At 39.4% G+C, this 25,005-nt stretch carries 42 protein-coding genes and 1 riboswitch; of the genes, 41 read left to right on the forward strand and 1 reads right to left on the reverse strand.

Annotation, left to right across the window (positions count from 1 at the left end; genetic code table 11):
* Positions 1–6: 6 nt before the first annotated feature.
* Positions 7–119: riboswitch (SAM riboswitch) on the reverse strand.
* A 358-nt stretch (positions 120–477) separates the two neighbouring features.
* From rpsJ to rpsI, 37 genes are all read left to right on the forward strand, one after another.
* Entirely contained in the window at positions 478–786 is a 309-nt protein-coding gene (gene rpsJ, locus MKY26_RS18055; protein WP_003348621.1) for a 30S ribosomal protein S10, read from the forward strand.
* A 36-nt stretch (positions 787–822) separates the two neighbouring features.
* Positions 823–1,452, forward strand: coding sequence for a 50S ribosomal protein L3 (gene rplC / locus MKY26_RS18060; protein ID WP_095371223.1), 630 nt, complete (start codon positions 823–825; stop codon positions 1,450–1,452).
* A gap of 24 nt (positions 1,453–1,476) precedes the next feature.
* Positions 1,477–2,100 carry a 50S ribosomal protein L4 gene (gene rplD / locus MKY26_RS18065; RefSeq protein ID WP_095371222.1) on the forward strand — a complete coding sequence of 208 codons (624 nt, stop codon included), beginning with the start codon at positions 1,477–1,479 and terminating at the stop codon, positions 2,098–2,100.
* Positions 2,100–2,384 carry a 50S ribosomal protein L23 gene (rplW, locus tag MKY26_RS18070; RefSeq protein WP_095371221.1) on the forward strand — a complete coding sequence of 95 codons (285 nt, stop codon included), beginning with the start codon at positions 2,100–2,102 and terminating at the stop codon, positions 2,382–2,384. The genes rplD and rplW overlap by 1 nt, the downstream gene beginning before the upstream one ends.
* Before the next feature lie 28 nt (positions 2,385–2,412).
* Entirely contained in the window at positions 2,413–3,243 is an 831-nt protein-coding gene (rplB, locus tag MKY26_RS18075; RefSeq protein ID WP_095371220.1) for a 50S ribosomal protein L2, read from the forward strand.
* A gap of 60 nt (positions 3,244–3,303) precedes the next feature.
* A complete protein-coding gene (gene rpsS / locus MKY26_RS18080) occupies positions 3,304–3,582 on the forward strand; it encodes a 30S ribosomal protein S19 (RefSeq protein ID WP_095371219.1) in 279 nt (92 codons plus the stop codon).
* Positions 3,583–3,600: 18 nt separating this feature from the next.
* On the forward strand, positions 3,601–3,942 hold the full coding sequence (gene rplV / locus MKY26_RS18085) for a 50S ribosomal protein L22 (RefSeq protein ID WP_095371218.1): 342 nt from the start codon (positions 3,601–3,603) through the stop codon (positions 3,940–3,942).
* A gap of 3 nt (positions 3,943–3,945) precedes the next feature.
* Positions 3,946–4,602, forward strand: coding sequence for a 30S ribosomal protein S3 (gene rpsC, locus MKY26_RS18090; RefSeq protein WP_095371217.1), 657 nt, complete (start codon positions 3,946–3,948; stop codon positions 4,600–4,602).
* 1 nt (position 4,603) lies between these two features.
* Positions 4,604–5,038: a 50S ribosomal protein L16 gene (gene rplP, locus MKY26_RS18095; RefSeq protein WP_095371216.1), complete on the forward strand. Its 435-nt coding sequence runs from the start codon at positions 4,604–4,606 to the stop codon at positions 5,036–5,038.
* Positions 5,028–5,228, forward strand: a complete 201-nt coding sequence (gene rpmC / locus MKY26_RS18100) for a 50S ribosomal protein L29 (protein WP_009336588.1) — start codon at positions 5,028–5,030, stop codon at positions 5,226–5,228. The genes rplP and rpmC overlap by 11 nt, the downstream gene beginning before the upstream one ends.
* Positions 5,229–5,249: 21 nt before the next feature.
* The gene (gene rpsQ / locus MKY26_RS18105; protein WP_095371215.1) at positions 5,250–5,513 is read left to right on the forward strand and encodes a 30S ribosomal protein S17; all 264 of its coding nucleotides are present in this window, start codon (positions 5,250–5,252) and stop codon (positions 5,511–5,513) included.
* A 41-nt stretch (positions 5,514–5,554) separates the two neighbouring features.
* On the forward strand, positions 5,555–5,923 hold the full coding sequence (gene rplN, locus MKY26_RS18110) for a 50S ribosomal protein L14 (protein WP_095371214.1): 369 nt from the start codon (positions 5,555–5,557) through the stop codon (positions 5,921–5,923).
* A 36-nt stretch (positions 5,924–5,959) separates the two neighbouring features.
* Positions 5,960–6,271 carry a 50S ribosomal protein L24 gene (rplX, locus tag MKY26_RS18115; protein WP_095371213.1) on the forward strand — a complete coding sequence of 104 codons (312 nt, stop codon included), beginning with the start codon at positions 5,960–5,962 and terminating at the stop codon, positions 6,269–6,271.
* Positions 6,272–6,297: 26 nt separating this feature from the next.
* On the forward strand, positions 6,298–6,837 hold the full coding sequence (gene rplE / locus MKY26_RS18120) for a 50S ribosomal protein L5 (protein ID WP_224938674.1): 540 nt from the start codon (positions 6,298–6,300) through the stop codon (positions 6,835–6,837).
* A 25-nt stretch (positions 6,838–6,862) separates the two neighbouring features.
* Positions 6,863–7,048, forward strand: a complete 186-nt coding sequence (rpsN, locus tag MKY26_RS18125; protein ID WP_009499044.1) for a 30S ribosomal protein S14 — start codon at positions 6,863–6,865, stop codon at positions 7,046–7,048.
* A gap of 29 nt (positions 7,049–7,077) precedes the next feature.
* Positions 7,078–7,476 (forward strand): 30S ribosomal protein S8, encoded by a 399-nt coding sequence (rpsH, locus tag MKY26_RS18130; RefSeq protein ID WP_095371211.1) that lies wholly within the window; start codon positions 7,078–7,080, stop codon positions 7,474–7,476.
* A 31-nt stretch (positions 7,477–7,507) separates the two neighbouring features.
* Positions 7,508–8,047 (forward strand): 50S ribosomal protein L6, encoded by a 540-nt coding sequence (gene rplF, locus MKY26_RS18135; RefSeq protein WP_095371210.1) that lies wholly within the window; start codon positions 7,508–7,510, stop codon positions 8,045–8,047.
* 32 nt (positions 8,048–8,079) lie between these two features.
* Positions 8,080–8,442 carry a 50S ribosomal protein L18 gene (gene rplR / locus MKY26_RS18140; protein ID WP_095371209.1) on the forward strand — a complete coding sequence of 121 codons (363 nt, stop codon included), beginning with the start codon at positions 8,080–8,082 and terminating at the stop codon, positions 8,440–8,442.
* 23 nt (positions 8,443–8,465) lie between these two features.
* Positions 8,466–8,966, forward strand: coding sequence for a 30S ribosomal protein S5 (gene rpsE, locus MKY26_RS18145; RefSeq protein WP_095371208.1), 501 nt, complete (start codon positions 8,466–8,468; stop codon positions 8,964–8,966).
* Positions 8,967–8,979: 13 nt separating this feature from the next.
* Positions 8,980–9,162, forward strand: coding sequence for a 50S ribosomal protein L30 (gene rpmD / locus MKY26_RS18150; RefSeq protein ID WP_095371207.1), 183 nt, complete (start codon positions 8,980–8,982; stop codon positions 9,160–9,162).
* A 34-nt stretch (positions 9,163–9,196) separates the two neighbouring features.
* The gene (gene rplO / locus MKY26_RS18155) at positions 9,197–9,637 is read left to right on the forward strand and encodes a 50S ribosomal protein L15 (RefSeq protein ID WP_095371206.1); all 441 of its coding nucleotides are present in this window, start codon (positions 9,197–9,199) and stop codon (positions 9,635–9,637) included.
* Entirely contained in the window at positions 9,637–10,932 is a 1,296-nt protein-coding gene (secY, locus tag MKY26_RS18160; protein ID WP_095371205.1) for a preprotein translocase subunit SecY, read from the forward strand. The genes rplO and secY overlap by 1 nt, the downstream gene beginning before the upstream one ends.
* Positions 10,933–10,988: 56 nt before the next feature.
* Positions 10,989–11,639 (forward strand): adenylate kinase, encoded by a 651-nt coding sequence (locus MKY26_RS18165; RefSeq protein ID WP_095371204.1) that lies wholly within the window; start codon positions 10,989–10,991, stop codon positions 11,637–11,639.
* Entirely contained in the window at positions 11,639–12,385 is a 747-nt protein-coding gene (gene map, locus MKY26_RS18170; protein WP_251163144.1) for a type I methionyl aminopeptidase, read from the forward strand. Before MKY26_RS18165 ends, map begins: the two co-directional genes overlap by 1 nt.
* Before the next feature lie 296 nt (positions 12,386–12,681).
* The gene (infA, locus tag MKY26_RS18175) at positions 12,682–12,900 is read left to right on the forward strand and encodes a translation initiation factor IF-1 (protein ID WP_095371202.1); all 219 of its coding nucleotides are present in this window, start codon (positions 12,682–12,684) and stop codon (positions 12,898–12,900) included.
* Between the two features lie 35 nt (positions 12,901–12,935).
* Positions 12,936–13,049 (forward strand): 50S ribosomal protein L36, encoded by a 114-nt coding sequence (gene rpmJ / locus MKY26_RS18180; protein ID WP_003156543.1) that lies wholly within the window; start codon positions 12,936–12,938, stop codon positions 13,047–13,049.
* A gap of 21 nt (positions 13,050–13,070) precedes the next feature.
* Complete coding sequence (gene rpsM / locus MKY26_RS18185) at positions 13,071–13,436, forward strand: 30S ribosomal protein S13 (protein ID WP_095371201.1); 366 nt, start codon at positions 13,071–13,073, stop codon at positions 13,434–13,436.
* A 22-nt stretch (positions 13,437–13,458) separates the two neighbouring features.
* On the forward strand, positions 13,459–13,848 hold the full coding sequence (rpsK, locus tag MKY26_RS18190) for a 30S ribosomal protein S11 (protein ID WP_095371200.1): 390 nt from the start codon (positions 13,459–13,461) through the stop codon (positions 13,846–13,848).
* Between the two features lie 170 nt (positions 13,849–14,018).
* Complete coding sequence (locus MKY26_RS18195; protein WP_095371199.1) at positions 14,019–14,963, forward strand: DNA-directed RNA polymerase subunit alpha; 945 nt, start codon at positions 14,019–14,021, stop codon at positions 14,961–14,963.
* Positions 14,964–15,015: 52 nt separating this feature from the next.
* Positions 15,016–15,378 (forward strand): 50S ribosomal protein L17, encoded by a 363-nt coding sequence (gene rplQ / locus MKY26_RS18200; RefSeq protein WP_095371198.1) that lies wholly within the window; start codon positions 15,016–15,018, stop codon positions 15,376–15,378.
* A 535-nt stretch (positions 15,379–15,913) separates the two neighbouring features.
* Entirely contained in the window at positions 15,914–16,516 is a 603-nt protein-coding gene (locus tag MKY26_RS18205; RefSeq protein WP_341098275.1) for a hypothetical protein, read from the forward strand.
* Positions 16,517–16,969: 453 nt separating this feature from the next.
* On the forward strand, positions 16,970–17,809 hold the full coding sequence (locus tag MKY26_RS18210) for an energy-coupling factor ABC transporter ATP-binding protein (protein ID WP_307317062.1): 840 nt from the start codon (positions 16,970–16,972) through the stop codon (positions 17,807–17,809).
* Positions 17,785–18,651, forward strand: a complete 867-nt coding sequence (locus tag MKY26_RS18215) for an energy-coupling factor ABC transporter ATP-binding protein (protein WP_095371195.1) — start codon at positions 17,785–17,787, stop codon at positions 18,649–18,651. Before MKY26_RS18210 ends, MKY26_RS18215 begins: the two co-directional genes overlap by 25 nt.
* Positions 18,651–19,448 (forward strand): energy-coupling factor transporter transmembrane component T family protein, encoded by a 798-nt coding sequence (locus MKY26_RS18220; RefSeq protein WP_095371194.1) that lies wholly within the window; start codon positions 18,651–18,653, stop codon positions 19,446–19,448. Before MKY26_RS18215 ends, MKY26_RS18220 begins: the two co-directional genes overlap by 1 nt.
* A gap of 9 nt (positions 19,449–19,457) precedes the next feature.
* Positions 19,458–20,219, forward strand: a complete 762-nt coding sequence (gene truA, locus MKY26_RS18225; protein WP_095371193.1) for a tRNA pseudouridine(38-40) synthase TruA — start codon at positions 19,458–19,460, stop codon at positions 20,217–20,219.
* A gap of 203 nt (positions 20,220–20,422) precedes the next feature.
* Positions 20,423–20,860, forward strand: a complete 438-nt coding sequence (rplM, locus tag MKY26_RS18230) for a 50S ribosomal protein L13 (protein ID WP_095371192.1) — start codon at positions 20,423–20,425, stop codon at positions 20,858–20,860.
* Positions 20,861–20,882: 22 nt separating this feature from the next.
* On the forward strand, positions 20,883–21,275 hold the full coding sequence (gene rpsI, locus MKY26_RS18235) for a 30S ribosomal protein S9 (protein ID WP_095371191.1): 393 nt from the start codon (positions 20,883–20,885) through the stop codon (positions 21,273–21,275).
* A 117-nt stretch (positions 21,276–21,392) separates the two neighbouring features.
* Here rpsI and MKY26_RS18240 read toward each other — a convergent pair whose 3' ends face one another.
* Positions 21,393–21,668 carry a tyrosine-type recombinase/integrase gene (locus MKY26_RS18240; RefSeq protein WP_341098276.1) on the reverse strand — a complete coding sequence of 92 codons (276 nt, stop codon included), beginning with the start codon at positions 21,666–21,668 and terminating at the stop codon, positions 21,393–21,395.
* A gap of 279 nt (positions 21,669–21,947) precedes the next feature.
* On the opposite strand from MKY26_RS18240, the gene MKY26_RS18245 reads away from it, so the two are divergent.
* The 4 genes from MKY26_RS18245 (at position 21,948) to MKY26_RS18260 (ending at position 24,993) form a co-directional block, all read left to right on the forward strand.
* Positions 21,948–22,205 (forward strand): reverse transcriptase domain-containing protein, encoded by a 258-nt coding sequence (locus tag MKY26_RS18245; RefSeq protein ID WP_341098277.1) that lies wholly within the window; start codon positions 21,948–21,950, stop codon positions 22,203–22,205.
* A gap of 113 nt (positions 22,206–22,318) precedes the next feature.
* Positions 22,319–22,645 (forward strand): group II intron maturase-specific domain-containing protein, encoded by a 327-nt coding sequence (locus MKY26_RS18250; RefSeq protein ID WP_341098278.1) that lies wholly within the window; start codon positions 22,319–22,321, stop codon positions 22,643–22,645.
* A gap of 193 nt (positions 22,646–22,838) precedes the next feature.
* Complete coding sequence (gene rnhC, locus MKY26_RS18255; protein ID WP_341098279.1) at positions 22,839–23,777, forward strand: ribonuclease HIII; 939 nt, start codon at positions 22,839–22,841, stop codon at positions 23,775–23,777.
* 115 nt (positions 23,778–23,892) lie between these two features.
* Positions 23,893–24,993 (forward strand): type II toxin-antitoxin system RnlA family toxin, encoded by a 1,101-nt coding sequence (locus MKY26_RS18260; protein ID WP_341098280.1) that lies wholly within the window; start codon positions 23,893–23,895, stop codon positions 24,991–24,993.
* Positions 24,994–25,005: the final 12 nt, after the last annotated feature.

Consider the following 25,005-nt stretch of genomic DNA (forward strand, 5'->3'; position numbering starts at 1 on the left):
GTCATCTTCTCATCTTTCAAGCGTATAGCTTGTAGGAATTAGCACCTTTTCAATAATGTTCACTATTGATGGTTGCTGAGGTGTCATCGGGCCTATCCCTCAACCTCTCATGATAAGAAATAAAAAATATTTTATTGACTAAAATTTACATGAATGAGTCTATGTTTGTCAAATAAAAATTTAGAAAATTTAAAAATAAGTAATTAAATAAGCGTTTTTTTAGAAAATGATGTAAAGAGGAAGATATACTTGAAAACACTATTAACAGCAGTTATAATGTTAAAAGTGTGCAGAACAGAGAGAAACGCAATCAATAGTTGCATTTGTTATGTCTTTTCTGTATAATAGACAATGTTGGTCTTTGACTGCGATGAAGTGAAAGGTTGCTGACACACCCGGCCGCTTTGCCATGGCGAGTGTGTGGGAAATTTTCACGGAGAATGTCTATATGAAAATAGGCGAAAAGGAGGGAAAATAATGGCAAAACAAAAAATTCGTATTCGTTTAAAAGCTTATGATCACAGAATTCTTGATCAATCTGCTGAAAAAATCGTTGAAACTGCAAAACGCTCTGGTGCGGCTGTATCTGGTCCAATCCCATTGCCAACTGAAAAGTCAGTTTACACAATTCTTCGTGCGGTGCATAAATATAAAGATTCTCGTGAGCAATTCGAAATGCGTACACACAAACGTTTAATCGACATCATTAATCCAACACCACAAACAGTCGATTCATTAATGCGTTTAGACTTACCATCTGGTGTTGATATCGAAATTAAACTTTAATTAATACATTAAAACAATCTAGGAGGTGTGACTGAAATGACCAAAGGAATCTTAGGAAGAAAGATTGGTATGACTCAAGTATTTGCTGAAAACGGTGATCTTATCCCGGTAACAGTGGTTGAAGCTACTCCAAACGTTGTTCTTCAAAAGAAATCAGTTGATACTGATGGATACGAAGCAATCCAAATCGGTTTTGAAGATAAACGCGAAAAGCTTTCAAACAAACCGGAAAAAGGACACGCTGCTAAAGCTGATACTACTCCTAAGCGCTTCGTTCGCGAATTACGCGGAGCTGACTTAGCTGAGTATGAAGTTGGTCAGGAAGTCAAAGTTGATATTTTCGCTGAAGGTGAAAAAATTGATGTAACAGGAATTTCAAAAGGTAAAGGTTTCCAAGGTGCAATTAAACGCCACGGACAATCTCGCGGACCAATGGCACACGGTTCACGTTACCACCGTCGCCCAGGTTCAATGGGTCCTGTTGCTCCAAACCGCGTATTTAAAGGTAAACTATTACCTGGTCGCATGGGCGGAGAACAAATCACAGTACAAAACCTTGAAATCGTAAAAGTAGATGCAGAACGCAATCTTCTATTAGTAAAAGGTAATGTACCTGGCTCTAAAAAAGCGCTTCTAAAACTAGTAAGTGCGGTTAAAGCAAAGTAATAACCCGGAAAGGAGGAAGTAAGAATGCCTAAAGTTGCATTATTAAACCAAAGTGGTTCACAAGTTGGCGATATTGAGCTGAACGACTCAATCTTTGGTATCGAGCCAAACAACCACGTGATGTTTGAAGCTGTTATTATGCAAAGAGCTTCTCTACGTCAAGGAACTCATAAAACTAAAATTCGTTCTGAAGTAGCTGGCGGAGGACGTAAACCATGGCGTCAAAAAGGCACAGGTCGTGCTCGTCAAGGTTCAATTCGTTCACCACAATGGCGCGGAGGCGGTACTGTATTTGGTCCTGTACCACGCAGCTATAGCTATAAATTACCTAAAAAAGTTCGTCGCTTAGCTATCAAATCAGCGTTATCTACTAAAGTTGCGGAAGAGAACATTCTAGTATTAGAAACACTATCTTTCGAAGCTCCAAAAACAAAAGACTTTAAAGGTCTACTTAAAGGTCTTTCTGTAGATTCTAAAGCATTAATCGTAACTGCAGACATCGATGAAAACGTAGCATTATCTGCTCGTAACATCCCTGGAGTAACAGTTGTTACTGCTAACGGAATCAGCGTATTAGACGTTTTAAATCATGATAAATTGATCATGACTAAGCAAGCGGTCGAAAAAGTAGAGGAGGTGCTTGCATAATGGATGCACGCGATATCATTAAGCGCCCCGTTATCACTGAACGTTCTACTGACATCATGGCTGACAAAAAATATACTTTTGAAGTTGATGTAAGAGCTAATAAAACTCAAGTTAAAGATGCTGTTCAAGAAATCTTTGATGTAAAAGTTGAAAAAGTGAACATCATGAACTACAAAGGTAAATTCAAGCGCATGGGTAAATTCGGTGGTTATACAAACAAACGCCGTAAAGCGATTGTTAAACTAACTGCTGACAGCAAAGAAATCGAAATCTTTGAAGCTTAATTTCTAACAAGAAGAGGAGGGAAATGAAATGGCGATTAAAAAATACAAACCTACCTCTAATGGTCGTCGCGGCATGACGGTATCTGATTTCGCAGAAATCACTACAGACAAACCAGAAAAATCTTTGCTTGCTCCAGTAAAGCGCAAAGGTGGCCGTAACAACCAAGGTAAGTTGACAGTTCGTCATCAAGGCGGCGGTCATAAACGTCAATATCGTATCATCGACTTTAAACGTGACAAAGATGGAATACCAGGTCGCGTTGCTACAGTCGAGTATGATCCAAACCGCTCAGCTAACATTGCACTAATTAATTATGTAGATGGAGAAAAGCGTTACATCCTAGCTCCTAAGACTCTTAAAGTAGGCGCAGAAGTAATGTCTGGTCCTGAAGCAGATATCAAAGTAGGTAATGCATTACCACTTACAAACATTCCTGTGGGTACTGTAATCCACAACATCGAACTTAAACCTGGTAAAGGTGGACAGTTGGTACGTTCTGCTGGAACAAGTGCACAAGTACTTGGTAAAGAAGGTAAATACGTATTAGTACGTTTAAACTCTGGTGAAGTTCGTATGATTCTTGCTACTTGCCGCGCTACTGTAGGTCAAGTTGGTAACGAACAACACGAATTGATTAACATCGGTAAAGCCGGTCGTTCTCGTTGGTTAGGTAAACGCCCAACTGTACGTGGATCTGTTATGAACCCTAACGATCACCCACACGGTGGTGGTGAAGGTAAAGCTCCTATCGGTCGTAAATCACCTATGTCTCCTTGGGGTAAACCAACTCTTGGATACAAAACACGTAAGAAAAACAATCAATCTGATAAATTTATCGTACGTCGTCGTAAAAAATAACGGGATTGAACTACGGTTCCAAAGACGGGCCGTAGAACAATCACGAAGGGAGGTTCAATCATGGGTCGCAGCTTAAAAAAAGGACCTTTTGTTGACGAACATTTAATGACAAAGATCGAAAAGTTAAATGAAACTGATGGCAAGCAAGTAGTGAAGACTTGGTCTCGCCGTTCTACGATCTTCCCACAATTCATCGGACACACTATCGCAGTGTATGATGGTCGCAAACATGTGCCTGTTTATGTTACTGAAGATATGGTAGGCCACAAGCTTGGAGAATTTGCTCCAACACGTGCATACAAAGGCCATGGTAATGATGATAAGAAAACAAGACGTTAATGAGAGGAGGGCATTATAATGCAAGCTAAAGCTGTTGCAAGAACAGTTCGTATTGCTCCTCGTAAAGCTCGTTTAGTCGTAGATTTAATTCGAGGTAAGCAAGTAGGTGAAGCGGTAGCGATTTTAAATTTAACTCCAAAAGCTGCTTCTCCAATCGTAGAAAAAGTATTAAAATCTGCACTAGCTAACGCAGAGCACAACTACGAAATGGATGTTAATAATTTAGTAGTTGAGCAAGCATTTGTTGACGAAGGACCAACTTTAAAACGTTTCCGTCCACGCGCACAAGGTCGTGCTAGCGCAATCAACAAACGCACAAGTCACATCACAATCGTTGTATCAGAAAAGAAGGAGGGATAATCTGTGGGTCAAAAAGTAAATCCAGTCGGTTTGCGTATCGGTGTCATCCGTGATTGGGAGTCAAAATGGTACGCAGGTAAAGACTACGCTGATCTTTTACACGAAGACCTGAAAGTTCGTGAGTACATCACAAAACGCTTAAGCGATGCATCTGTTTCTAAAGTAGAAATCGAACGTGCAGCTAATCGCTTAAATATCACAGTCCATACTGCAAAACCAGGAATGGTTATCGGTAAAGGTGGTACTGAGGTAGAGGCGTTGCGTAAAGCACTTAACGCACTTACTGGCAAACGTGTTCACATCAATATTCTTGAAATCAAAAAAGCTGACATCGACGCGAAATTAGTAGCGGAAAACATTGCTCGTCAATTGGAAAACCGTGTATCATTCCGTCGTGCTCAAAAACAAACTATTCAACGTGCTATGCGCGCAGGAGCTAAAGGTATCAAAACAATGGTATCTGGACGTCTTGGCGGTGCTGATATCGCTCGTTCTGAATCTTATAGCGAAGGAACTGTACCACTTCATACTCTTCGTGCTGACATTGATTATGCTACAGCAGAAGCAGATACGACTTACGGTAAGTTAGGCGTAAAAGTATGGATCTATCGTGGAGAGGTGCTTCCTACAAAGAAGAATAATGGGGAAGGAGGCAAATAATATGCTATTGCCAAAACGCGTAAAATATCGTCGTGTACACCGTGGAAAAATGCGCGGTCAAGCAAAAGGTGGTACTGAAGTAACATTCGGTGAATATGGTCTACAAGCTCAAGATGCTTCTTGGATCACTAACCGTCAAATCGAATCTGCCCGTATTGCAATGACTCGTTACATGAAACGTGGCGGTAAAGTTTGGATTAAAATATTCCCGCATAAGCCATACACTGCTAAGCCTCTTGAAGTCCGAATGGGTTCTGGTAAGGGTGCTCCTGAAGGATGGGTTGCAGTTGTTAAGCCTGGTAAAGTAATGTTCGAAATTGCAGGTGTATCTGAAGAGATCGCTCGTGAAGCTCTACGTCTTGCAGCACACAAACTTCCAGTTAAATGTAAGTTTGTAAAACGAGAAGAAATTGGTGGTGAATCAAATGAAAGCTAATGAAATTCGTGACCTTACCACTGCCGAAATAGAACAAAAAGTTAAATCATTAAAAGAAGAGCTTTTTAATCTACGCTTTCAATTGGCGACTGGACAACTGGAAAACACAGCTCGCATCCGTGAAGTGCGTAAAGCAATTGCTCGTATGAAAACTGTTATCCGTGAAAGAGAAATTGGTTTTAGCAAGTGATATTGAGAGGAGGTTCGCACAATGAGTGAACGTAACCAACGCAAAGTATACTCTGGACGCGTTGTTTCAGACAAAATGGATAAAACTGTTACTGTTTTAGTCGAAACATACAAAAAGCATCCATTATACGGCAAACGCGTAAAGTACTCTAAAAAGTTTAAAGCTCATGATGAGCAAAATGAAGCAAAAATCGGCGATATCGTTCGTATCATGGAAACTCGCCCATTATCTGCGACTAAACGCTTCCGTCTAGTTGAAGTTGTTGAGAAAGCAGTTATTATCTAATTGTTCGGAAATATGTTTGATCCCGAAGGGAGGTTACACAGATGATTCAACAAGAATCACGTTTAAAAGTTGCTGATAACTCTGGTGCTCGTGAAGTACTTACAATTAAAGTTTTAGGTGGATCAGGCCGTAAAACTGCTAACATCGGTGATGTAATTGTTTGCACAGTGAAACAAGCAACACCAGGTGGCGTTGTTAAAAAAGGTGATGTTGTTAAAGCTGTTGTCGTTCGTACAAAGAGCGGCGTTCGTCGTAAAGATGGCACATACATCCGTTTTGATGAAAACGCATGTGTAATTATTCGTGACGATAAAGGTCCTCGTGGTACACGTATCTTTGGACCAGTTGCTCGTGAACTACGCGAGAACAACTTCATGAAAATCGTATCATTAGCTCCAGAAGTACTATAAAAATTAAACAAAATGCCTTTAAGGAGGTGCACACAGATGCATGTAAAAAAAGGTGATAAAGTAATGGTCATCTCTGGTAAGGATAAAGGCAAATCAGGCGTTATTCTTGCTGCTTACCCAAAACAAGAACGCGTTCTTGTAGAAGGTGTTAATATCGTAAAGAAACACGCTAAACCATCTAACTTGAATCCTCAAGGTGGAATCCTTAGCCAAGAAGCACCTATTCATGTATCAAACGTTATGCCGGTTGACCCAAAATCTGGTGAACCAACTCGCGTAGGCTATCAAACGGTTGATGGGAAAAAAGTGCGTGTAGCAAAAAAATCAGGTGAATCTTTAGATAAATAGATCAATGAAGAAGGGAGGTACAATCGATGAACCGCCTAAAAGAAAAACATGTAAAAGAAATTACTCCTGCTCTTGTGAGCAAGTTTAACTATAAATCAGTAATGCAAGTACCAAAACTTGAAAAAATCGTTATCAACATGGGTGTGGGTGATGCTGTGCAAAACTCTAAAGCATTAGATAATGCTGTTGAGGAATTAACACAAATCGCAGGTCAAAAACCTGTTATCACTCGCGCGAAAAAATCAATCGCTGGCTTCCGTTTACGTGAAGGTATGCCAATCGGAGCGAAAGTTACTTTACGTGGAGAACGCATGTACGAATTCTTCGATAAATTAGTATCTGTTTCTCTTCCACGTGTACGTGACTTCCGTGGTATTTCTAAAAAGTCTTTCGATGGACGCGGAAACTACACACTTGGTGTTAAAGAGCAATTGATCTTCCCTGAGATCGATTACGATAAAGTAAGCAAAGTTCGTGGTATGGATATCGTTATCGTAACAACTGCCAATACTGATGAAGAAGCTCGTGAACTTTTAACACAATTTGGAATGCCATTCCAAAAGTAATCGTTAATTAGAGGGAGGCGAAAACGTGGCTAAAAAGTCAATGATTGCGAAACAAAAACGCACGCCTAAATACAAGGTACAAGAATATACACGTTGCGAACGTTGTGGACGTCCACATTCTGTATACCGTAAATTTAAGCTTTGCCGTATTTGTTTCCGTGAATTAGCATATAAAGGACAAATTCCTGGCGTTAAAAAAGCTAGCTGGTAAACCCAAAGTTAGGGAAGGAGGTAAAAACAATGGTCATGACAGATCCAATTGCAGATTTGCTAACTCGCATCCGTAATGCGAACATGGTTCGTCACGAAAAATTAGAAGTTCCTGCTTCTAATATTAAAAAAGAAGTTGCTGAAATCCTTAAGCGTGAAGGCTTCGTACGTGATGTAGAGTTTATCGAAGATAACAAGCAAGGCATTATCCGCATTTTCTTAAAATACGGTGCAAAAAATGAACGTGTAATCACAGGCTTAAAACGTATCAGTAAACCTGGTCTTCGTGTTTATGCTAAAGCTGATGAGGTACCACGCGTTCTTAACGGTCTTGGTATCGCACTCGTTTCTACTTCTCAAGGCGTTCTTACAGACAAAGAAGCTCGCGCGAAACAAGTAGGCGGAGAAGTACTAGCGTACGTTTGGTAATATAGTTTCAGAAAGAATGGAGGTGCAATAAATGTCCCGTATAGGTAAAAAACCAATTGAAATCCCTAGTGGAGTAACAGTAACGCTTGATGAAAATCATCACGTTATCGTAAAGGGTCCTAAAGGTGAGCTTTCTCACACTTTTAATAAAGATATCGCAATTAACATCGAAGAGAACGTAATCAACATCGTGCGTCCTTCTGATCAAAAAGAGCACCGTGCGCTTCATGGTACAACTCGTGCATTGATCGCTAACATGGTTGAAGGTGTATCTAAAGGCTTCGAAAAAGGCTTAGAACTTATCGGTGTCGGTTACCGTGCCCAAAAACAAGGTAAAAAGCTTGTATTGAACGTTGGATACTCTCACCCAGTTGAAATCGAACCTGAAGAAGGTATCGAAATCGAAGTACCAGCTAATACGAAAGTAGTAGTAAAAGGTGCAAGTAAAGAACGTGTAGGCGCTTTAGCGGCTAACATTCGTGACGTTCGTCCTCCAGAACCTTACAAAGGAAAAGGTATTAGGTATGAAGGAGAATATGTTCGTCGTAAAGAAGGTAAAACAGGTAAGTAATGCTGCATAGCTAAACGAAAGGAGTGACCGAAATGATTACGAAGGCTGATAAAAATGCAGTGCGTAAGAAAAGACACGCTCGCGTAAGATCTAAACTTTCTGGCACTGCGGCTCGTCCTCGTCTAAATGTGTATCGCTCAAATAAACACATTTATGCACAATTAATTGACGATGTGAACGGAGTAACTCTTGCTAGCGCGTCTACACAAGACAAAGAAGCTAGTATTGAAGCTACAGGCAACGTTGATGCGGCTGTTAAAGTCGGCGAATTAATCGCTAAACGTGCGGAAGCAAAAGGATTGAAATCAATCGTATTTGACCGTGGAGGATACTTATATCATGGTCGTGTTAAAGCGTTAGCAGATGCTGCTCGCGAAAACGGGTTAGAATTTTAATAGACAAAGGAGGGACATATAGAATGCGTCGTATTGATCCAAACAAACTTGAACTTGAAGAGCGCGTAGTTACGGTAAACCGTGTAGCTAAGGTTGTTAAAGGTGGACGTCGTTTCAGATTCTCTGCTCTTGTAGTAGTTGGAGATAAAAACGGTAACGTTGGCTTTGGTACAGGTAAAGCTCAAGAGGTACCAGAAGCTATTCGCAAAGCAATTGAAGATGCGAAGAAAAACTTAATTGAAGTTCCTATGGTTGGAACAACAATTCCTCACGAAGTAATCGGTCACTTCGGAGCTGGCGAAATTCTTCTAAAACCTGCATATGAAGGTACAGGAGTTATCGCTGGTGGACCAGTTCGTGCGGTACTAGAGTTAGCGGGTGTAGGCGATATCCTTTCTAAATCATTGGGTACAAACACACCAATTAACATGGTTCGCGCAACACTAGATGGTTTACAACAATTAAAACGTGCTGAAGACGTAGCTAAGTTACGTGGTTTATCAGTAGAAGAACTGTTAGGATAAGGAGGGAAATCAAATGGCGAATAAACTAGAAGTTACCCTCACTCGCAGTGTGATTGGTCGCCCTGAGGACCAACGCCAAACAGTCACAGCTCTTGGATTACGCAAAATGCACCAAACAGTTGAGCACCAAGACAATCCTGCCATCCGTGGTATGATTAATAAAGTTGCTCATCTTGTAACGGTAACTGAAAAATAATTTTCGATCTTCTACAAAATAAGGAGGTGCCAACATGAAACTTCATGAATTAAAACCTGCAGAAGGTTCACGTCAAGAACGTAAACGCAAAGGTCGCGGTATTGGTTCAGGTAACGGTAAAACTGCTGGTAAGGGACATAAAGGTCAAAATGCTCGTTCTGGCGGCGGCGTACGTCCTGGATTCGAAGGTGGTCAAACACCTTTATTCAGACGCTTACCAAAACGCGGATTCACTAACATTAACCGTAAAGAATATGCGGTAGTTAATCTTGACGCACTTAATCGTTTTGAAGATGGAGCGGAAGTTACTCCAGAGCTTCTTATTGAAACGGGTGTTGTAAGTAACGAAAAAGCAGGAATTAAAGTTCTTGCTAAAGGCAACGTAGAGAAAAAGCTTACAGTTAAAGCTCATAAATTCTCTGCTGCGGCTAAAGAAGCAATCGAAGCTGCCGGCGGTAAAGCCGAGGTGATCTAATGCTTCAGACAATCTCCAATTTTATGCGCGTGGGTGACATAAGAAGAAAGATTATTTTCACCCTATTAATGTTAATTGTATTTCGCATCGGCACATTTATCCCCGTTCCAGGGGTGAATGCACAAATTTTACAATCACAGGATCAAATGAGTGTATTTGGTGTCTTGAATGTATTTGGTGGCGGTGCGTTATTAAACTTCTCAATTCTTGCGATGGGAATCATGCCGTATATTACAGCATCAATCATTGTTCAGTTACTACAAATGGACGTTGTGCCGAAATTTACGGAATGGGCTAAGCAAGGTGAGGCAGGTCGTCGTAAACTGGCTCAGTTTACACGATACTTTACTATCGTGCTTGGTTTTATCCAAGCTCTTGGTATGTCTTACGGGTTTAATAATCTTGCTGGTGGCATGTTAATTGAAAATACGGGTATTGGCTCTTATTTATTAATTGCTACAGTATTAACTGCAGGAACTGCTTTTTTAATGTGGTTAGGGGAGCAAATTACGGAAAAAGGTGTTGGTAATGGTATTTCTATTATTATCTTCGCTGGAATCGTTGCCGGTATTCCTTCCATCGCTAACCAAATTTATGCGCAGCAAATTGAAGGTGCTGGAGATCAATTATTCCTACGTATCGTAACCCTTGTACTTATCGTGCTTGCGGTTATTGCTATTGTAGTTGGAACAATCTTTATCCAACAGGCATTAAGAAAAATTCCAGTACAATATGCAAAACGTGCATCAGCAGGTAAGACGCCAGTAGGTGTTCAAAACACTCATTTACCTTTAAAAGTAAATGCTGCAGGTGTTATCCCTGTTATCTTTGCGATTTCATTTATCATTACACCACGAACGATTGCAGGCTTTTTTGAATCGAATAGTGTAACGAGTTGGATCCAGAAGATATTTGATTATACTGAGCCAATCGGTATGGTCATCTATGCTGCATTAATAATTGCTTTCACATATTTCTATGCATTCATTCAAGTAAACCCAGAGAAAGTCTCTGAGAACTTGAAGAATCAAGGTGGTTATGTACCGGGCATCCGTCCTGGTAAAAACACGCAGGAATATTTAACTAAAGTCTTATATCGTTTAACTTTTGTTGGTGCTCTTTTCTTAACAGCGATTGCAATCATTCCAATGTTCTTCATTAATGTTGCAGGGCTACCAGAAACTGCTCAAATCGGTGGAACGAGCTTACTAATCGTGATTGGTGTTGCTCTTGATACTTACAAACAGTTAGAGTCTCAGCTAGTTAAACGTCATTATAAAGGTTTTATCAAATAGAAAGGTTTAAGGGGACGATTGTTCCCTCAAACCTAATAGAATAGGGGGGAATTCACTTGAATCTTGTATTAATGGGGCTCCCTGGTGCCGGTAAAGGTACACAAGCAGAAAGAATTGTTGAAAAGTACGGTATTCCGCATATCTCTACTGGAGACATGTTCCGTGCAGCGATCAAAGAAGAAACTGCTCTAGGTTTAGAAGCAAAGTCTTTTATGGATAAAGGTGAACTTGTGCCAGACGAAGTAACAATTGGTATTGTTAGAGAACGTCTTGGTAAACCCGATTGCGAAAAAGGTTTTCTTTTAGATGGTTTCCCTAGAACCGTTGCTCAAGCGGATGCTTTAGAAAATATTCTTTCTGATCTATCAAGAAAAATTGATTACGTTATTAACATTGATGTAGATCAAGAGATTTTGATGGAAAGGCTAACTGGCCGCAGAATATGTAAATCTTGTGGGGCAACATATCATCTTGTATTTAATCCTCCAACTAAAGAGGGCGAATGTGACCGTTGTGGTGGAGAATTATATCAACGTGAAGATGATAATGAAGCAACTGTTAAAAATAGACTTGACGTAAACATTAAGCAAACAAAACCTTTGCTTGATTTCTATGAAAATAAAGGCTATTTACGTAACATTAACGGTCAACAAGAAATTGGTAAAGTATTTACTGATCTAGATAGTCTTTTAAGAGGCTTACAATAATGATCATAAGCAAAACTCAACGTGAAATCGATATTATGCGAGAAGCTGGTAGAATTGTCGCTTTAACACATGAGGAATTACAAAAGCATATCACTCCGGGAATAACGACAAGAGAATTAGATCGTCTTGCTGAGGCTTTTATTCTCAAATGTGGGGCCGTCCCATCTTTTAAAGGATATAACGGTTTTCCAGGTAGTATATGTACATCTGTGAACGAAAAGCTAGTTCACGGGATTCCTGATGATAACAGCTTAAACGATGGTGATATCATCAGTATTGATATAGGTGCAAAATATAACGGTTATCACGGTGATTCTGCCTGGACCTACGCAGTAGGGGCAATTGATGAACAATCAAAAGCATTGCTTGAAGTTACTGAGCAGTCATTATATGAAGGCTTAAAACAAGCAAAGCCAGGTGTACGCTTATCGAACATCTCTCATGCAATCCAAACATATGCGGAAAGCAAAGGCTTTTCCATTGTACGAGAATATGTCGGACATGGGGTAGGGCAAGACTTACATGAGGAACCACAGATTCCACATTTTGGTCCCCCGAATAAAGGGCCTCTATTAAAACCAGGTATGGTATTAGCTATCGAACCGATGGTAAATATCGGTAGTAGATATGTATCAACGCTATCCGATCAATGGACAGTCGTAACAGTCGATGGTAAGCGTTGTGCCCATTTCGAACATACAATAGCCATTACTGAAACTGGTTATGAAATACTTACTGTAAAATAACAGTAGGCTTTTCTAAAATACTCCGTTTCTAACTCATTTTTCTTTTTACTATAAGGAGACGTTAAACTCTTTTTATGTTATAATCAGAAGGTTGTTGTGTATATGTTTAAAATCATTTGTTTTGAGTAAGATGATTATTAGCTCATAAAGCTTGCATTGATTACGCGACCTATGAGATTATGTATCGGAATGTCCGAATGTGTTATTCTGCGAACCTTTTAGCAAAGAATATCTACATGCTTGGGAAAGCATTTGATATATTTCGTATATGATTTTATGGAAGGGAGACTTGTTTAGTGGCGAAAGATGATGTAATTGAAGTAGAAGGCACAGTCATAGACACTTTGCCAAATGCAATGTTTAAGGTAGAATTAGAAAACGGTCATACAGTTTTAGCTCATGTTTCCGGTAAAATCCGCATGCACTTCATTCGTATTTTACCAGGGGATAAAGTAACAGTTGAGCTTTCTCCTTATGACTTAACTCGCGGAAGAATCACTTATCGTTTTAAATAATCATTGCACTCCGTACTACTAAGGAGGTTAGGATAATGAAAGTAAGACCATCAGTTAAACCGATCTGCGAAAAGTGCAAAGTCATCCGCAGAAAAGGTAAAGTAATGGTTATCTGTGAAAACCCTAAACATAAACAAAAACAAGGCTAATTTGAAGGAGGTGCGCATATAGTGGCACGTATTGCAGGTGTAGATGTACCACGTGAAAAACGTGTAGTAATCTCATTAACTTATATCTATGGTATTGGTAAAACAACTGCTCAAAAAGTTCTAGCAGAAGCTGGTGTAAACGAGAATACTCGTGTACGCGATCTTACTGAAGATGAATTAAACAAAATTCGTGAGCAAATCGATTCATTAAAAGTTGAAGGTGACCTTCGTCGTGAAGTATCACTTAACATCAAACGTCTAATGGAAATCGGATCCTACCGCGGTCTTCGTCACCGTCGTGGCTTACCTGTTCGCGGACAAAATACTAAAAACAATGCTCGTACACGTAAAGGTCCTCGTAAGACTGTAGCGAACAAAAAGAAATAATCGGTAAAGGAGGGTTCTTAAAATGGCTCGTAAAACTAATACACGTAAACGTCGTGTCAAAAAGAATATTGAAAGCGGAATTGCACATATTCGTTCAACATTCAATAATACAATCGTAACTATTACTGATTCTCATGGTAATGCTCTTTCTTGGTCAAGTGCTGGTGCGCTAGGATTCAGAGGTTCTCGTAAATCGACTCCTTTCGCTGCGCAAATGGCTGCTGAAACAGCTGCGAAAGCATCTATGGAACATGGTATGAAAACTTTAGAAGTAACAGTTAAAGGACCTGGTGCAGGTCGTGAAGCTGCTATTCGTGCATTACAAGCTGCTGGTCTAGAAGTTACTGCTATCAGAGACGTTACTCCAGTACCACATAACGGATGTCGTCCACCAAAACGCCGCCGTGTATAATTAATCTGTATAAACTTTTGAATCCCTGTCTATAATGGGATATGATACAAAGTAAATGAATTATACAGTATTTATTATTCCAGTTGTTGTGCACAAAACGGGAACGTATACATGGGGGAATTTCGGTTAATAAACCGGGGTTTCGACGTTTTGAAGGAGGGTGTATTTTGATGATCGAAATAGAAAAACCAAAAATCGAAACGGTTGAGATCAGCGATGATGCTAAGTATGGTAAGTTCGTCGTAGAACCACTTGAGCGTGGATATGGAACAACTTTGGGTAACTCCTTACGTCGTATCCTATTATCCTCACTCCCAGGTGCCGCTGTCACTTCGATCCAAATTGATGGGGTACTTCATGAGTTCTCAACAATTGAAGGCGTCGTAGAAGATGTAACATCTATCATTTTAAACATTAAAAAGCTCGCATTGAAAATCTATTCTGATGAAGAAAAAACATTAGAAATTGACGTTCAAAGCGAAGGTGTAGTTACTGCTGCAGATGTAACACATGATAGTGATGTAGAGATTCTTAATCCGGATCTTCATATTGCTACTCTTGGTTCAAATGGTCATTTGCATATGCGTCTAACTGCTAAACGTGGTCGTGGTTATACACCAGCTGTTCAAAACAAAAAAGAAGATCAACCAATCGGTGTAATTCCTATTGATTCTATTTATACGCCAGTTTCACGCGTACAATATCAAGTTGAGAATACTCGTGTTGGTCAATTGAGTAATTTTGATAAATTGACTTTTGATGTTTGGACTGACGGAAGTACTGGCCCTCAAGATGCAGTTGCACTTGGAGCGAAGATCTTAACTGAGCATTTGAATATCTTTGTTGGTTTAACTGATGAAGCTCAAAATGCTGAAATTATGGTTGAAAAAGAAGAAGACCAAAAAGAAAAAGTCCTTGAAATGACAATTGAAGAACTAGATTTATCTGTTCGTTCATACAACTGCTTAAAACGTGCAGGCATTAACACTGTTCAGGAGTTAGCTAATAAAACTGAAGAGGATATGATGAAAGTACGTAACTTAGGTAGGAAGTCTCTAGAGGAAGTAAAACATAAACTAGAAGAGCTTGGATTAGGTTTGCGTAAAGACGACTGATTGTCTTTTGAAATCTAGCCTTTAATGACTTCAACAAAGGAGGGAAACTTTCATGGGATACAGAAAGTTAGGACGCACTAGCGCTCAACGTAAAGCGATGCTACGTGACTTATCAACAGATTTAATCATCAATGAGCGTATTGAAACAACTGAAGCTCGTGCTAAAGAACTTCGTTCAGTAGTTGAAAAATTGATCACTCTTGGTAAACGTGGAGATCTTCACGCTCGTCGCCAAGCAGCTGCATATGTTCGTCATGAAGTAGCTGATGCTGAGAAAAACCAAGATGCTGTTCAAAAATTGTTCAGTGATATTGCTCCTCGTTATGAAGAGCGTCAAGGTGGTTACACTCGTATTATGAAAATCGGTCCTCGTCGTGGCGACGCAGCACCAATGGTAATCATCGAATTAGTATAATAAACGTATCTTCTTAGATTAGGATAACCTAACCTTTGGGATTCATGTGCAGATTGAGGGCGCCTGAATGGTTTCATTGGAACTTATTCAATGCCCTCTTTCTTTAAATAGGGATACCCCTAAAGCCAATGAGCAAAACCATTTTGAGTGTTACGATGGACATCCGTAATATTGAGGTGTTACGTCTAGCTCTTTGCATCTTCATCCATTTGCTTTACTCGTCCATACAGGAATGCCTGTATTACTAGGATGAGGATGCAGGCTTTTTTAAAAAACAACCATTGCCAAGGCAATTATTAATGAGCCTTTGTTATGGAGATAGTTGCAGATAGGATAGAACTCCATATACATAGTAGCTCGCCATCAATAGTGGCGGCTTTTTTATTATATAAAGAGAAATTTTTGTTTTGCCCCTAAGTTTAGTTAATAGAAATTTTGTAACTCCTTATTCAATAGCATAATTAGTGGCAGAGTACGTGGGTATGTATGGTTGGTGCATCATTCAGGTAAGGAAAAAGGGGAACTACTTATATACGTGAAAACGCGTAAAAGATATGGGGAAAGTGAAGAACTGCATGCACAGGGTGAAAGCGCGCAAAAGGTAGTAAAGAAAGGCGAAGAATTGTGCGTAAAGGGTGGAATCGCGCAAAAGGTAGGAAAGAAAGGCAAAGAATTGCACGTAAAGGGTGAAAGCGCGCAAAAAGTAGTAAAGAAAGCTAAGGAATTGCGCGTAAAGGGTGAAAGCGCGCAAAAGGTAGGAAAGAAAGCTAAGGAATTGCGCGTAAACGATGGAAACGCGCAAAAAGTAGTAAAGAAAGACAAAGAACTGCGCGTAAAAGGTGGAAACGCGCAAAAAGTAGTAAAGAAAGCTAAGGAATTGCGCGTAAAGGGTGAAAGCGCGCAAAAAGTAGTAAAGAAAGCTAAGGAACTGCGCGTAAACGATGGAAGCGCGCAAAAAGTAGTAAAGAAAGCTAAAGAATTGCGCGTAAAGGGTGAAAGCGCGCAAAAAGTAGTAAAGAAAGCTAAAGAATTGCGCGTAAATGATGGAATCACGCAAAAGGTAGTAAAGAAAACCAAGGAATTGCGCGTAAAGGGTGGCAAAGAAAATCAAGGAATTGCGTGTAAACATTGGAATTGAGCTAAAACTAGTAAAGAAGCAAGACTTGTGCATAAAGAATCATTAAGCGCATGAACCATTCTGAATGCAAGCCAGTGATATTAGTACGATTAAGAATTGGTTTTCTATCACTTCAGAGCCGTGACCTATTGATAGCATTGAAGAATAGCGATGAAGTGAGTCAGAAGAAAGAGTGAAGTATAAGAGCAACTAAGACGCTGTCATCGTCTTAACGGGCTTGCCAATTGCTCAGGTTTCAATCACTTCAGAGCAATTATCTTTTGACAAGCAGAGAAGAATAATAGCTATGAGGCCTGTCAAAAGAAAGAACGAAGTATAAGAGCAACTAGGTCTCTGTCGTCGCCTTAAAGGCTTGCCAATCGCACAGTTTTCTAATAAAATTTAGACGTTAGATTTTTAGGTTTGTTTTTAGTAGAGTTGAGAGCAGCAGAGGTTGGAGAGGAGTAGATGAGTATGAAGAATTCCCTCGTGCAGATAAGGAATCTTTCTTTTAAATATGATGAGAATGCGGATTATGCTTTGAAAGATGTGACGTTTGATATATATGAAGGGGAATGGTTGGCGATTGTTGGTCATAATGGATCAGGGAAGTCAACGATGGCTAAGCTTTTAAATGGATTGAATTTCCCCAAGGAAGGCAGTATTACGGTAGATGGTTTGCTGCTATCAGAAGAAACGGTTTGGGACATACGAGATAAAATTGGGATGGTTTTTCAAAATCCCGATAACCAGTTTGTTGGTACGACTGTACAGGATGATGTGGCTTTTGGTTTAGAAAATCACGGCATCGAGAGAGAAGAAATGATTAAGCGTGTCCATGACGCGCTGGAGAGTGTGAAAATGGAACAGTTTCTTGATCAAGAGCCGCACCATTTATCAGGTGGCCAAAAGCAGCGTGTGGCCATTGCAGGGGTTCTAGCGCTTAGGCCAAATATCATTGTCTTGGACGAAGCGACCTCTATGTTAGACCCGCGTGGTCGTGAAGAGGTGTTAGAGACGATTAGGCAGTTAAAAGCATCGCAAGAAATGACTGTTATTTCCATCACACATGATTTAGAAGAAGCAGCAAAGGCTGATCGCATGATTGTGATGAATAAAGGACAGCTTTATCGGGAAGGTAGTCCGGAAGATATTTTCCAATTAGATGAAGAGTTGATTTCGTTAGGACTCGATATTCCATTCCCTGTGAAAATGAGCAAAATGTTAAAAGGCTTAAATATCCCAGTATCTAAGCATCATTTATCTGAAGAAGAATTGGTGGAAGAATTATGGACATCTCACTCAAAAATGTAGAATATCGCTATCAGGTCAATACGCCGTTTGAAAGATTAGCGATTCAAGATGTGTCTATAGATATTCCGTCTGGCACATTTCTCGCTTTAATAGGACATACTGGTTCTGGGAAATCGACCGTCCTACAACATTTAAATGCATTACTGAAACCTACAGCGGGCGAAGTTGTTATTGGTGAGAGAACGATTACTTCTGAAAAGAAACAGAAAGGCTTAAAAGCGATACGCCAAAAAGTAGCGATTGTGTTTCAATTTCCTGAGCATCAACTATTTGAAGAAACTGTAGAGAAGGATATTTGTTTTGGTCCGATGAATTTCGGTGTGAATGAAGAAGAAGCAAAAAGGCGAGCGCATGAAGCTATTAAACAAGTGGGCCTAGATGAGTCGATTTTACAAAAATCGCCGTTCGATCTTTCTGGTGGACAAATGCGCCGAGTTGCCATTGCTGGTGTATTAGCGATGCATCCTGATGTCATTGTGCTTGATGAACCAACAGCTGGCTTAGATCCTCGTGGGCGCAAAGAAATTATGGATATGTTTTATCAGCTTCATAAAGAGCGGAATTTATCTACGATTCTTGTAACGCATAGTATGGAGGATGCCTCACGCTATGCGGATAAGATTGCTATTATGCATAAAGGTGAAGTCTATAAAGTGGGCACACCACTCGAGATTTTCTCTGACCCGGAGCAATTGATAAAAATGGGCTTAGACGTACCAGAGGTTGTGAAGTTCCAGCAAAAGCTAGAGAAAACATTCGGCTATAAGTTTGCTAAAACATGCTTAACAATAGAGGAAATCAGTCAAGAAATGCCTCGCTTTTTAAAGAGAGGTGAAGCCTAATGATGGAAAAAATGATTTTTGGACGCTATGTTCCAGCTGATTCAGTGATTCACCGAATGGACCCGCGTTCCAAACTCATTATCGTTCTTTTATTCGTATGTGTTGTTTTTATCGCTAATAATGCGATTACGTATGGTGCCCTTGTTGTCTATACCTTATTAATGCTAGCGATGTCGAAAGTGCCGATGCGCTTTGTATTTGGCGGCTTAAAACTCGTCTTCATTTTGATTATTTTTACGTTCTTGATGCATATCTTTTTAACAAGAGAAGGACCGATTATTTTTGAATTAGGATGGTTTAAAGTTTACGAGGAAGGCTTGAGACAAGGGATATTTATCTCTTTACGCTTTTTCCTATTAATCTTAATCACATCGATACTAACGTTAACAACAGCCCCTATTGCGATTACAGACGGTTTAGAGAGTTTGTTAGGCCCACTTAAGAAGTTGAAGTTTCCGGTGCATGAGCTCGCTCTAATGATGTCTATCGCCTTAAGGTTTATTCCGACGCTCATGGAGGAAACAGATAAGATTATGAAGGCACAATCAGCAAGAGGCGTGGAGTTCTCCTCAGGCCCTGTAAAAGACCGTGTGATGGCGATTATTCCACTACTGATTCCGCTGTTTGTGAGTTCATTTAAACGAGCAGAGGAGCTTGCCACAGCAATGGAGGCTCGTGGTTATCGTGGAGGCGATGGACGGACAAGGTATCGTAAGCTTGTGTGGAGCGGTATTGATACCTTGATGTTGTTATTGCTTTTGGCTTTAACGATATTGTTAATTATATTTAGAACATAAAGAGGGCATATCATGAGAATCAAATGTATTATCGCTTACGATGGCACAGGCTTTGCGGGCTATCAAGTACAACCGAATAAACGGACTGTCCAGAGGGAGCTAGAATCAGCACTTACGAAGCTGCATAAGGGCAGTGAAGTGAAAGTTGTTGCTTCTGGCCGCACGGACGCTGGTGTTCATGCGGTGGGTCAAGTAATTCATTTCGATAGTCCTTTGCAGTTGCCTGAGGAGCGGTGGCCAGCTGCTTTGAATTCTATTCTGCCGAATGATGTTGTAGTAGAGGAAGCGGCCTATGTAGCAGAGGACTTCCATGCGCGATATCATGCTATAGGTAAGGAGTATCGCTACCGATTAATACGTACGAAGAAAAGCAACCCTTTTTTGCGACATTATGCTTATCAGTATTCCTTTCCAATAGATGTGGAGCGTATGCGCGAAGCCATCCCGTATTTATTAGGAGAACATGACTTTACGAGCTTTTGTTCAGCAAGGTCTGAAGTGGAAGATCGCGTGCGGAACATCTATGGGATTTATATTGAGGAACATGATGATGAGCTACTGTTCCGTTTTGTTGGTAACGGGTTTCTTTATAATATGATTCGCATTTTAATGGGAACCTTACTAGAGGTTGGTAAGGGCGAGCGAGAGCCACATGAAATAGAGAAGATTTTAGCGAAGAAAAACCGTATCTATGCTGGGAAAACAGCACCTGGTCATGGCCTGTATTTATGGCAAGTCTATTACGAAGAAAATATTGCTAATGATAAGTAAAGAGCGTCATTTGCTGGATTTGCGAGAAAAAATTCTTAAAACAACTAATCCAGGTGTAACATCGACTTGACAATCAGCTGGTAAAGTTATATTATAGCATATGGTATTATTATTAAAACCACGATAAGCCCCGGAATCTTATTGTGTAAGAATATATGAAACCAAAAATGATTATGATGGATTTAATTTAGGAGGGAAAACCGATGCGTACAACGTTTATGGCGAATGCAAACAATATCGAACGTAAATGGTACGTAGTTGATGCTGAAGGCAAAACTCTTGGACGTCTTGCTAGTGAAGTAGCATCAATTCTACGTGGTAAACATAAACCAACTTATACACCACATGTGGATACTGGTGATCATGTAATTATCTTGAACGCTTCTAAGATCGAATTAACTGGTAAGAAGCTTACTGATAAAATTTACTACCGCCACAGCATGCACCCTGGTGGTTTAAAAACTAGAACTGCTAATGAAATGCGTACAAACTACCCTGAGAGCATGTTAGAGCTTGCTATTAAAGGCATGCTTCCAAAGAACTCTCTTGGTCGTCAAATGTTTAAAAAATTACATGTTTACGCTGGTAGCGAACATGCGCACCAAGCACAACAACCAGAAGTTTACGAACTTCGTGGATAATTAATTAGGGGAGGTTATTAACTTGGCACAGGTTCAATATACTGGTACTGGTCGCCGTAAGAGCTCAGTAGCTCGCGTACGTTTAGTCCCTGGCGACGGTAAAATCGTTATCAATGGTCGTGAAATCAATGAATATATCCCGTTTGCAGCTTTACGTGAAGTTGTTAAACAACCACTAGTAGCTACTGAAACAGTAGGAAGCTACGACATTCTTGTAAATGTTAAAGGTGGTGGATACACTGGTCAAGCTGGCGCAATCCGCCACGGTATCGCTCGTGCGTTACTTCTAGCTGATCCAGAATACCGTCCAACACTAAAACGCGCTGGACTATTAACACGTGACGCTCGTATGAAAGAACGTAAAAAATACGGTCTTAAAGGCGCTCGTCGTGCACCTCAGTTCTCAAAACGTTAATTATCAACGTTTCAAAGGCTCTTTTCACTTATGTGGAAAGGGTCTTTTTTATGTTTGAAAGCTGCTTTGACCACATTTTGACCACGAAAAATATCCTTGACCGCCTTAACCACCACTTTAAAGTTCAATATATTTCTGAAACTTTTCAGCAGTCTGCTCTTTTAATGTGTCTGTGACATGAGTATAGACGTTCATTCTCATTTGGATATCTGAGTGACCTAACCGTTCCTGAACCTCTTTTATATTTGCTCCAGCTTCAAATAAAAATGATGCATGTGTATGGCGCAGGCCATGTATAGTTATGGAGTGAAGATTATGTCTTTTAACTAATATATTGAGCTTCTCGTTTAGATAAGCTAATCGGAGTGGGGTCCCGACAGTTCTGGTAAACACAATATTATAATCTCCTTTCCTATCCACATATGCTAAATTACCCTTTATTTGGCTTATACGGCATTTTTTTAGTAAATTAAAGGTTTGGGGGGGTATCTAAACTAATTAAATGCTTAGAATCCTTGTTTTTTGGCGTTTGAAATATATGTTTGCCATTTGCTTGGAAAAGAGACTTCCATAGTCGTATAGATCCTGCTTCCACTCATGTCCCTAATTTCAAAAACAATTGAGGATAAACCGACCTTAAAGCTAATCCGACGATACTTACAAGCAGGTATTATGGAGAATGGGCTAGTTACAGTAAATAGAGAAGGGACTCCACAAGGAGGACCATTAAGCCCTCTTCTTAGTAACATTATATTAAATGAACTTGATAAGCGTGGACATAAGTTTGTTCGCTATGCGGATGATTGCAACATATACGTCAAGCGCCATAAAGCGGGAGAACGAGTGAAACAAGGTATTACGGACTTTATTGTGAAGAAATTAAAACTGAAGGTGAATGAGGGGAAAAGCCAGTGGCACGTATATTCTTAGGGATGAGTTTTTACTCTTCGAGCAACAACACCCGAGTATACGTGCCGAAGAAATCGAAAAAGTGACTCGAGGAAAAGCTTAAAAAGTTAACGAACCGCAACTGGGGAATAGCCATGGAATACCGAATTCTTAAAATCTATCAATTAATCCAAGGGTGGGGGAACTACTTCAAAATAGCTGACATCAAGAAATATGCTGGAAAGATAGACGGGCATATCAGGAGAAGGCTACGTGCCTGCCGTTGGAAAGAGTGGAAGAAAGTCAGGACCAAATTTAGGAACCTGACGAGATTGGGAATCAAGAAAGGTAAGGCGTGGCAATATGCAAACTCCCGTAAGGGATACTGGAGAAATTCCAAGAGTCCTGCCTTGGACCAAGCCATGAACAATAGATATTGGCTTCAACAAGGATTAAAACAATTAACAAACATTATTACATAAACTTTCGAACCGCCGTATACCGAACGGTACGTACGGTGGTGTGAGAGGTCGGGGGTTAATTACCCCCTCCTACTCGATTGTAATTTTTAAAGGTTAAAAGGTTTTACTAAAATCGAAGCTAGTTAAAGTTACATTTATTTGCAACTGTGTTATTATTTTAAATAGTCAATATGTTTTGTGGGGAGAGTAAAGTATGATTACTGCATCAAATAAATATGAATACTTCAGTCAAATAAAAACGATATTAGAAAATCAACTGATGATGATATCTGAAAGTGCTGAAATAAATTATGGATTGCAGTTTCAAGTAAGATTTGAAAATAAACAAGGATTAATCAGGGTTTATGAGAGTAAGAAGGGTGTCAGACATGATCTATCACAAGTAAAGGATGAAGAATTACTCGGTCTAATAGAACGTGCACTTTCTAATGGAAAACAAAGTTTTGAAATAAAACCTAATAAGGTTAGTGAGAAAAACAATATGGAACTATCGAAAATAGATTCTTTGGAGGAGATAATAGGGGCTGACGAATCAGGTAAAGGTGATTATTTTGGCCCCTTGGTGGTCGCTGCAGTTTTTGTTAATTCTGATACATACAGCACACTTAAAGATATGGGTGTTATGGACAGTAAAAAACTAGGAGATGACCAAATCAAGGTCTTAGCAGGAAAAATAAAGAAAATATGTCCATCCTCGCTCGTGGTAATTGGAAATGCAAAATATAATGACCTCTATGAGAAGATTAAAAATTTAAATAAGCTCTTGGCTTGGGGGCATGCACGGGCTATAGAGAATATCCTTTCAACGGTTAATTGTAGATTTGCTCTATCAGACCAATTTGGTGACGAGAGCCTTATAAATAAAGCTTTGTTGGATAAAGGAAAAGAAATTACTTTATTTCAGAGAACGAAGGCTGAAAGCAATATAGCTGTAGCAGCGGCTAGTATCCTTGCTAGAGACGAGTTTGTAAATCGATTACATAAATTATCAATTAAATACAATGTAACCTTTACAAAAGGAGCATCAACCAAAACAGTAGCTAATGCTAAAAAATTCGTGTCTATGCACGGTAGTAAAGAATTAAATAATGTTGCTAAATTACATTTCAAAACTACAGACCAAATTATTTGACTGTTGCGGTACATGAGGGCCAGTTGTCAAAATTTTAATAACGGATTTGATTCCATTAATTTGCAATATAAAACGAGTATGCTAGAGTGTTTAAGTCTTCTAGGGGGAAGGAATTATGAGTACAAAAAATATATTTAAAGGCTTGCACCTAAATAGAACCATGTTACCACAATGGATTCAAGAGTTTGCTGAGGGGAAGTTTTCTGCATTTACATGTTCAGAAATTAAACTTGTTGGAGGAAATCAACACAGATGTATAATAGTGGGTGATGGAAAAGAGTTCCTTATCGATTTTTATTTTAATAATGATGATAAGACAACCATACAACCAAAGGTTGGTCAAAGCCAGGATATTAGTTTGGAATTAGCAACCTATATTCTGGGGAAACTAGAATATAAACATTCTGATATAAAGGGTAGATCCTATTCAGTGCATCCATTGCCAGCAGATGAATTTGGATTAATAATTGAGTACCTTGAGGAAGAGTTGAAAGGTGTTAAAAAAATAAATGAATCTAGAAATGATACGAACAGGTATTCTTTATACCAATTTAAAAGTGAAATTGGTGATAAAATTACGCTGACGTATTTCGATAATAAGAGATTACAGATACAGGGAAAACCATTTTTTTTATACCAGGAAGTCACCTGTTTGCTTGCTGCTTATTTTCCTTTTGAAGATGTTATAAAAAACCAGTCAGAGTTCTTTAGTGTCGAAATCAGTCCTACGGAAATTAGAGATGAAATGAAGGAAATGTTACCTTCTGCATATAATTATTTAAACGAAGAGCTTAAGAAGGTATTATCAGCCTCCTTAGCACTACAAAAAATAGATATAGAGCTAGAAGATTACTCATCCTTTGTGTTTCCTGCTTTAAAGACTCTTGAAGGTTATCTTAAGCAAATATTTGCAGGAAAAGGAATTTTAATAAAAAAGGATGGGTTTGGTAAATTTTTTGGGTATAATGGTGTAGTAAGGAAACATGAAATGCTGCATGACCCTAAAAAAGAAATTAACTGTAATGTAACAATTGACGTAATTGAATCATTATATAATTATGTATATAAACATCGTCACACAATTTTACATGCTGAGGCAATTGCTTCAGCGACAAGAATTATTGAAACTAAGCAAGCTGCTGAGCAGATTATTGAACAGGTTATATCTTTAATTGAAACTACCCATCAAAAAATGATCAATCCTGTATCTAGTTAATTTAACCCTATC

The sequence above is a fragment of the Cytobacillus sp. FSL R7-0680 genome (assembly GCF_038009245.1).
Taxonomy (GTDB): domain Bacteria; phylum Bacillota; class Bacilli; order Bacillales; family Cytobacillaceae; genus Cytobacillus; species Cytobacillus kochii.

Excerpts from the sequence above, each read along its gene's own strand:
- rpsJ (WP_003348621.1), top strand. The coding sequence starts at position 478 with ATGGCAAAACAAAAAATTCGTATTCGTTTAAAAGCTTATGATCACAGA.
- rplC (WP_095371223.1), top strand. The coding sequence starts at position 823 with ATGACCAAAGGAATCTTAGGAAGAAAGATTGGTATGACTCAAGTATTT.
- rplD (WP_095371222.1), top strand. The coding sequence starts at position 1,477 with ATGCCTAAAGTTGCATTATTAAACCAAAGTGGTTCACAAGTTGGCGAT.
- rplW (WP_095371221.1), top strand. The coding sequence starts at position 2,100 with ATGGATGCACGCGATATCATTAAGCGCCCCGTTATCACTGAACGTTCT.
- rplB (WP_095371220.1), top strand. The coding sequence starts at position 2,413 with ATGGCGATTAAAAAATACAAACCTACCTCTAATGGTCGTCGCGGCATG.
- rpsS (WP_095371219.1), top strand. The coding sequence starts at position 3,304 with ATGGGTCGCAGCTTAAAAAAAGGACCTTTTGTTGACGAACATTTAATG.
- rplV (WP_095371218.1), top strand. The coding sequence starts at position 3,601 with ATGCAAGCTAAAGCTGTTGCAAGAACAGTTCGTATTGCTCCTCGTAAA.
- rplP (WP_095371216.1), top strand. The coding sequence starts at position 4,604 with ATGCTATTGCCAAAACGCGTAAAATATCGTCGTGTACACCGTGGAAAA.
- rpmC (WP_009336588.1), top strand. The coding sequence starts at position 5,028 with ATGAAAGCTAATGAAATTCGTGACCTTACCACTGCCGAAATAGAACAA.
- rpsQ (WP_095371215.1), top strand. The coding sequence starts at position 5,250 with ATGAGTGAACGTAACCAACGCAAAGTATACTCTGGACGCGTTGTTTCA.
- rplN (WP_095371214.1), top strand. The coding sequence starts at position 5,555 with ATGATTCAACAAGAATCACGTTTAAAAGTTGCTGATAACTCTGGTGCT.
- rplX (WP_095371213.1), top strand. The coding sequence starts at position 5,960 with ATGCATGTAAAAAAAGGTGATAAAGTAATGGTCATCTCTGGTAAGGAT.
- rplE (WP_224938674.1), top strand. The coding sequence starts at position 6,298 with ATGAACCGCCTAAAAGAAAAACATGTAAAAGAAATTACTCCTGCTCTT.
- rpsH (WP_095371211.1), top strand. The coding sequence starts at position 7,078 with ATGGTCATGACAGATCCAATTGCAGATTTGCTAACTCGCATCCGTAAT.
- rplF (WP_095371210.1), top strand. The coding sequence starts at position 7,508 with ATGTCCCGTATAGGTAAAAAACCAATTGAAATCCCTAGTGGAGTAACA.
- rplR (WP_095371209.1), top strand. The coding sequence starts at position 8,080 with ATGATTACGAAGGCTGATAAAAATGCAGTGCGTAAGAAAAGACACGCT.
- rpsE (WP_095371208.1), top strand. The coding sequence starts at position 8,466 with ATGCGTCGTATTGATCCAAACAAACTTGAACTTGAAGAGCGCGTAGTT.
- rpmD (WP_095371207.1), top strand. The coding sequence starts at position 8,980 with ATGGCGAATAAACTAGAAGTTACCCTCACTCGCAGTGTGATTGGTCGC.
- rplO (WP_095371206.1), top strand. The coding sequence starts at position 9,197 with ATGAAACTTCATGAATTAAAACCTGCAGAAGGTTCACGTCAAGAACGT.
- secY (WP_095371205.1), top strand. The coding sequence starts at position 9,637 with ATGCTTCAGACAATCTCCAATTTTATGCGCGTGGGTGACATAAGAAGA.
- map (WP_251163144.1), top strand. The coding sequence starts at position 11,639 with ATGATCATAAGCAAAACTCAACGTGAAATCGATATTATGCGAGAAGCT.
- rpmJ (WP_003156543.1), top strand. The coding sequence starts at position 12,936 with ATGAAAGTAAGACCATCAGTTAAACCGATCTGCGAAAAGTGCAAAGTC.
- rpsK (WP_095371200.1), top strand. The coding sequence starts at position 13,459 with ATGGCTCGTAAAACTAATACACGTAAACGTCGTGTCAAAAAGAATATT.
- MKY26_RS18195 (WP_095371199.1), top strand. The coding sequence starts at position 14,019 with ATGATCGAAATAGAAAAACCAAAAATCGAAACGGTTGAGATCAGCGAT.
- rplQ (WP_095371198.1), top strand. The coding sequence starts at position 15,016 with ATGGGATACAGAAAGTTAGGACGCACTAGCGCTCAACGTAAAGCGATG.
- MKY26_RS18210 (WP_307317062.1), top strand. The coding sequence starts at position 16,970 with ATGAAGAATTCCCTCGTGCAGATAAGGAATCTTTCTTTTAAATATGAT.
- MKY26_RS18215 (WP_095371195.1), top strand. The coding sequence starts at position 17,785 with ATGGACATCTCACTCAAAAATGTAGAATATCGCTATCAGGTCAATACG.
- MKY26_RS18220 (WP_095371194.1), top strand. The coding sequence starts at position 18,651 with ATGATGGAAAAAATGATTTTTGGACGCTATGTTCCAGCTGATTCAGTG.
- rplM (WP_095371192.1), top strand. The coding sequence starts at position 20,423 with ATGCGTACAACGTTTATGGCGAATGCAAACAATATCGAACGTAAATGG.
- MKY26_RS18245 (WP_341098277.1), top strand. The coding sequence starts at position 21,948 with ATGGAGAATGGGCTAGTTACAGTAAATAGAGAAGGGACTCCACAAGGA.
- MKY26_RS18250 (WP_341098278.1), top strand. The coding sequence starts at position 22,319 with ATGGAATACCGAATTCTTAAAATCTATCAATTAATCCAAGGGTGGGGG.
- rnhC (WP_341098279.1), top strand. The coding sequence starts at position 22,839 with ATGATTACTGCATCAAATAAATATGAATACTTCAGTCAAATAAAAACG.
- MKY26_RS18260 (WP_341098280.1), top strand. The coding sequence starts at position 23,893 with ATGAGTACAAAAAATATATTTAAAGGCTTGCACCTAAATAGAACCATG.